Origin of the sequence: Sphaerochaeta sp. S2, assembly GCF_016406725.1 — a bacterium.
Taxonomy (GTDB): domain Bacteria; phylum Spirochaetota; class Spirochaetia; order Sphaerochaetales; family Sphaerochaetaceae; genus Sphaerochaeta.
The window spans coordinates 1-5334 of record NZ_JAEKNT010000404.1; the positions used below are offsets into that span (position 1 = coordinate 1).

Consider the following 5334-nt stretch of genomic DNA (forward strand, 5'->3'; position numbering starts at 1 on the left):
GCCCTGCAGTGGGTGCTGCAACCGATCCTTCCGTTTCTGCGTAGATGGTCTGATAGCGTTTCTCATCAGCAAAGGAATCATCCCTTTTGATATAAGGAGGAAGTGGTACGTGTCCAAGTACACGAAAAAAATCCTCATCAAGCGGGGAATCAAAGGCAACAGTCCTGGTCCCATCATCACCAATTTCGGTAATCCAGGCCTTACGGCAGTAGCTTCCTTCTTCGTTGCTGAATGTATAGTGTTTTCCTACTTTCTGACGCTTTGCCTTGGTGACCATGCACTGCCAGGTGTTGTCAAGGTTCTCCTCCAAAAAGAGAAATTCCACGGTACTACCAGTATCACTGGTAGCATATACCCGTGCTTTCCTGACTTTGCTGTTATTCACCACAACAACGCTGCCTTCCTCAAGGTAGGAGGCAAAATTATGCATCTGTTCATCAACAACACTGCCATCACTGCGGTTCAGTACCAGAAGCCGGTCCTCTCCTCTTTTGTCAGCAGGTGTTTGTGCGATCAGGTGCGGTGGCAGGTCAAAAGAGAATTCCTTGATTGTCATCCATATTCCTTTTGCAGGGTATACCCAGCAATTCATAAGCAAGTTTAGTGGTCATACGGCCACGAGGTGTTCGTTTCAGATATCCTTTCTGGATCAGGTATGGTTCATAGAAATCCTCAAGGGATTCTATTGCCTCTCCAACACTGATACTTAAGGTTTCGGCGCCTACAGGCCCCCCATCATAGAATTCGATGATGGTCCGCAGTATGTTCCGGTCCTGCATCTCAAGCCCATTGGTATCGATCCCGAGCCGTTCCATTCCATGGTCAACCACAGCAGTGGTGACAATACCATCACCCATAACAGCTGCAAAATCCCGCAATCTTCTCAAGAGACGATTGGCTATACGGGGTGTTCCCCTGCTGCAACGTGCAAGGAGAATGATTGCCTTCTCCTCTATATGTACATCCATGATCTGGGCTGATCGCCTGATGATATTTGCCAGTTCCTTCTCATTGTAGAACTCAATATGACAGGTAATGCCGAATCGTGAGGAGAGAGGGCTGGATACAGAACCTGCCTTGGTGGTAGCACCTACCAAGGTGAATTTTGGAAGGGGAATTCTCATCGTGCGGGCTGCAGGCCCTTGTCCGATGACCCAATCGATCTCGAAATCTTCCATGGCAATATACAGCATCTCTTCAAGAGCAGGCTTGAGTCGATGAATTTCATCGATAAAGAAAATAGATCCTTCGGTGACATTGGTCAGAATCCCTGCAAGATCCTTGGGTTTCTCCAAGGCAGGTGCGCTGGTCATCCGGATCTCTGCTTCCATCTCGTTTGCGATGATACTTGCCAGTGTGGTCTTCCCCAGTCCTGGGGGGCCGATAAGGAACGTATGATCCAATGACTCCTTTCTCTCCCGTGCTGCTTGCACAAAGACTGCAAGATTATCCTTGAGCCGTTGTTGTCCCTGAAAATCCTTCAACAACTTCGGGCGAAGAATATTTTCCTGTCTGTCCCCCTCTTCCTGGAAGGAAGAAGAGGTCACGGAGTTTTGTATCAGTTCGTGTAAATCCGGTTGATTGGTTTCCATATGCATTGTATCCCTGTCATCCGAGCAGCTTGATGCTTAAACGGAACAAATGTTCCTCGGCATCATGGTGACTCATCTTCTCGAGCTCAGAAGCCTGGTTCTCAGTGACCTTGTCCACGGTTTCCTCGACAAGACGACGATCGTACCCCATATCTACAAGTGCATTGATAATGTCACTGTATGGGTGATGTGCCTGTTTTCTTGTTCCACTCTGGCTTCTTCCTTTATCCTCATCCAAGACCAGTACATTTCTCAGGGCAAGGATCATCTTCTGTCCGGTTTTCGGACCAATTCCAGGAATGGATGAAAGCAACTTCAGGTTTCCACTATCCAATGCCTCTGCTAGGTTTCGAACGTTGATACCACTGAGGATCTTCAGTGCCTGTTTTGACCCGATTCCCGATACTGTCTGTAACTGAAGAAAAGCTTCCCGCTCATCTGCATCAGAGAATCCAAAAAGTGACATGCTGTCCTCTCGATGAACAAGAACGGTCATGACTCTCACTCCCCTGCGAGCCTCAAGCGAGAGATTGCTGAATGTGCTGGCAGTCTGGCTGGAAACCGAAAGCGTATACTCGATATGGCCGCATCGTAAAATAAGGGTTCCTTCTTCTATGGATACGATGTCTCCAATCAGTGCGTTGATCATGGCAATTTCATCCTTATTCTTGAAAAATCATAGACAGCAAAGCAGATTGCAACAGCTAAGGCATCCGCGGCGTGATCAGGACGGGGAATGGTTTCAAAACCCAGCAAGATACGAACCATCTCCTGCACCTGATGCTTCTCTGCACCACCAAAACCCGTCACAACACTCTTGATGGTGGGAGGGCTGTACAACTTGACTGGGAGCTCTTGCAATCCCATCTGATGTATACAGGCTCCGATCACCTTCGCAACCGGGATGGCGGAACTGACATTCTTGGTAAAAAAGATGTCCTCCATGGCACAAACATCCACATGGTGGTCTTCAGCCAACTGTCCAACCGATTTCGCTATAAAGTGTATCCTTTGGCTGTCTGGTTGTGAAGTACTGGTTTTGATGACACCAAAAGAAACAGGCCGGTTATGCTGCCCATCTGATTCGACAACACCCCAGCCTGTCTGTGCATATCCTGGATCAATTCCTAGGATTCGCATGCCTTATTCTTCGTCGCTATCCTCAAAATCATCGGGCAATTCCAGGTTGGAAGAGACTTGCTGGACATCATCCAACTCTTCAAGCTTATCGATGATCTTGAGTACTTTACGGGCTTTCTCGGTGTCAAGTGTGACCGTCTGGTCTGCAACTTTCTCTACCTCGGCGCTTTCCTGTTCAAATCCAGCAGCCTGCATGGCTTCCAGGACGTTTGCAAAGTCACTTGGAGTAGTAATTACTTCAATTACTTCATCAGAAGTCGTTACATCATCAGCACCATTCTCCAATGCCACTTCGAAAATCTGTTCCTCGGTGTACTTGGATGAATCGTAGGTTATGATGCCCTTGGTCTGGAACATGTACGATACACAACCGCTGTTGCCCAGAGTTCCGCCATTCTTGGTAAGCGTGGACCGAACATCACTGGCTGTACGGTTCTTGTTGTCGGTAAGGGTATCGATAATAAGAGCTACACCACCAACTGCATATCCTTCATACGTCAGTTCATAGTATGTGGAGTTTTCCAACTCACCAGAACCTTTCTTGATTGCCCTGTCAATATTGTCCTTGGGCATATTCTCTGCACGAGCCTTGAGAATAGCAGTACGAAGCCGTGCATTGGAGTCGGGGTCAGCGCCACCCATCTTGGCAGCAACGGAAATTTCTTTGATCAGCTTCGTGAACTTCTGGCCGCGTTTAGCGTCAGCAGCACCCTTCTTGTGTTTAATGGTAGCCCATTTACTGTGGCCGGACATAATTGAACCTCTTATTTAGTAAAATATCATGAAATCTATAGCCCATTTAACCTATCATATGCGCTAGTGGCGGTCAAGGGGTTGCGGAATTTGGAGAGCGAGCCGTAGGACAATCTCATCAAGAACCATCCATCCAACTTTCGATAATACAAATAGATGTGAGGTATCGTTGTACCAAAGAGGATCGAAATTTGTAATGGTTTTTGAAAATAGTGAATCAAAATCAAGGGAAAAGCGTGTTTTGAAAAGGTTCTTTTCAATCCCACGGTTTGTGCGGAGTGCCATCATCAGGTATTCTTCGACCAATTGGTCACTGTCAAGCATCTCTTTCTCATACCCGCTGAACAGAGTTCCTTCAGCAAAGGGATGAAGGTCTTGCTTCTGGCTGTAATGCCATGAGTGGCTTTCAGATTGCAGGAATGAAGCAGCGCTGCTTCCCAATCCTATATAGGTATCCAGGTCCCAATACACAAGGTTGTGTTTGCAATATCGTCCATTTCTTGCAAAGTTCGATACTTCATAGTGCTCATACCCCAGCAGGCCAAGCCGGTTCCACAATCTTTCCAACAATTCCATCTGGCCATCATCATCCCATACTTTCAGTTCGCGCTCTGAGACTCTTCTTGCAAGGTCTGTCCCCTCCTCTACAGTCAGGCAGTAGAGACTGATATGCCCAGGATCACCGAGCGATACTACGGTATCAATATCCTGTAGTGCCATCTGGATGCTTTGACCGGGAAGTGCTGCCATCAGATCAAAGGAAAGATCAATACCGTAGAGACCATGGGCTTTCTTGGCGAGGGCAATCGCCCTCAAGTTGTCCTCTACCTTTGCATTCCTGCCCAGCTGACGAAGCACTGAATCATCCATGCTCTGGATGCCCATGCTTAAACGGGTTACAAGCTTTTTCTCGAACAGGGGAAAGTATGATTCAGAAAACGTCTCAGGATTCATCTCTACGGTAACTTCACTGCATTGGTTACTCTTTGCTGCAACAAGTAAGCGGGATAGCTGTTCACAGGTAAGGGAACCTGGATTGCCTCCACCAATAAAGATTGTTTCAAAACCACCAGTCTCTTGAACCACACCAGCAATTTCTTGTTCAAGACGTGAAACATAGGTTTCCTGGAATCCTCTCCAAGAGGACTCTGGTTCACTGTAAAACGCACAATATGAGCAACGAGTGGTACAAAAAGGAATATGCAGATACAGGGCTTTTGGGTTGCTTGCACCTAATGTCAGCACTATGCATCCCCCAGATATTTCATGCTTGTGAAGGGCCAGAAACGAAACCGAACCGAACCATTGATTTTTTTCTGGGTCACAGGGCCGAAATACCTGCCGTCACGGCTGTTGTCACGATTGTCCCCAAGAGGAAGGATGGAGTCCTGCGGAACATAGATTCCGCTTTGATACTTCGCGCTATCGCTTCTCGATTGCATGTCCGCTGGGTTTATAAGGTGTTTTGTTCGCTTTGCGGCAGTCTCGAATGCGTACATATCATCGGGATAGGAGTCCCCTTGGACGCTTGCGTATTGGCTCTTCAAGTAGGCTGGACTTGCTGACAGGTCCAGACCAGCTTCCTGATATCCAAACAGACTACCCCATGCTCGAATTCCTTCGTAGGAAGAGGTATCAAGACTTCTATGTGGACCGTCTGCCAAAGAGAGATCAGATCTGAACGAATCTTCATCAATATACGATGAGAAACCTGCAGGACGAACCTGTACATTACCATTGACAAAGCGAATCGTCTCAGAGGGAAATCCAATTGCCCTTTTGACATAGAGTCTCTCAGCGATGGAACCATCTTCATTCTTATCAATATTCACCAATGAAAAGGTACCCA

7 protein-coding genes are annotated in these 5334 nt (G+C 47.3%); all 7 read right to left on the bottom strand.

The genetic code is table 11. The features are described from left to right. The coding region (locus JF818_RS11850; RefSeq protein WP_198892211.1) for an S-adenosylmethionine:tRNA ribosyltransferase-isomerase at window positions 1–556 on the bottom strand (556 nt) is incomplete at its 3' end. Next, window positions 531–1592, bottom strand: coding sequence for a Holliday junction branch migration DNA helicase RuvB (ruvB, locus tag JF818_RS11855; RefSeq protein WP_233067546.1), 1062 nt, complete (start codon window positions 1590–1592; stop codon window positions 531–533). The genes JF818_RS11850 and ruvB, both read right to left, overlap by 26 nt. A gap of 16 nt (window positions 1593–1608) precedes the next feature. After that, window positions 1609–2241, bottom strand: coding sequence for a Holliday junction branch migration protein RuvA (gene ruvA / locus JF818_RS11860; RefSeq protein WP_198892212.1), 633 nt, complete (start codon window positions 2239–2241; stop codon window positions 1609–1611). Next, window positions 2238–2732, bottom strand: coding sequence for a crossover junction endodeoxyribonuclease RuvC (ruvC, locus tag JF818_RS11865; protein WP_198892213.1), 495 nt, complete (start codon window positions 2730–2732; stop codon window positions 2238–2240). Before ruvC ends, ruvA begins: the two co-directional genes overlap by 4 nt. A 3-nt stretch (window positions 2733–2735) precedes the next feature. Next, window positions 2736–3485, bottom strand: coding sequence for a YebC/PmpR family DNA-binding transcriptional regulator (locus tag JF818_RS11870; protein WP_198892214.1), 750 nt, complete (start codon window positions 3483–3485; stop codon window positions 2736–2738). A gap of 63 nt (window positions 3486–3548) precedes the next feature. Further along, on the bottom strand, window positions 3549–4730 hold the full coding sequence (gene hemW / locus JF818_RS11875; protein ID WP_198892215.1) for a radical SAM family heme chaperone HemW: 1182 nt from the start codon (window positions 4728–4730) through the stop codon (window positions 3549–3551). After that, window positions 4730–5334 (bottom strand): signal peptidase I (gene lepB, locus JF818_RS11880; RefSeq protein WP_198892216.1); only part of this gene is annotated, 605 nt, incomplete at its 5' end. The genes lepB and hemW, both read right to left, overlap by 1 nt.

Bases quoted from the DNA above. Each gene is read 5' to 3' on its own strand.
- ruvB (WP_233067546.1), bottom strand. From the start codon at position 1,592: ATGGAAACCAATCAACCGGATTTACACGAACTGATACAAAACTCCGTG.
- JF818_RS11870 (WP_198892214.1), bottom strand. From the start codon at position 3,485: ATGTCCGGCCACAGTAAATGGGCTACCATTAAACACAAGAAGGGTGCT.
- ruvA (WP_198892212.1), bottom strand. From the start codon at position 2,241: ATGATCAACGCACTGATTGGAGACATCGTATCCATAGAAGAAGGAACC.
- ruvC (WP_198892213.1), bottom strand. From the start codon at position 2,732: ATGCGAATCCTAGGAATTGATCCAGGATATGCACAGACAGGCTGGGGT.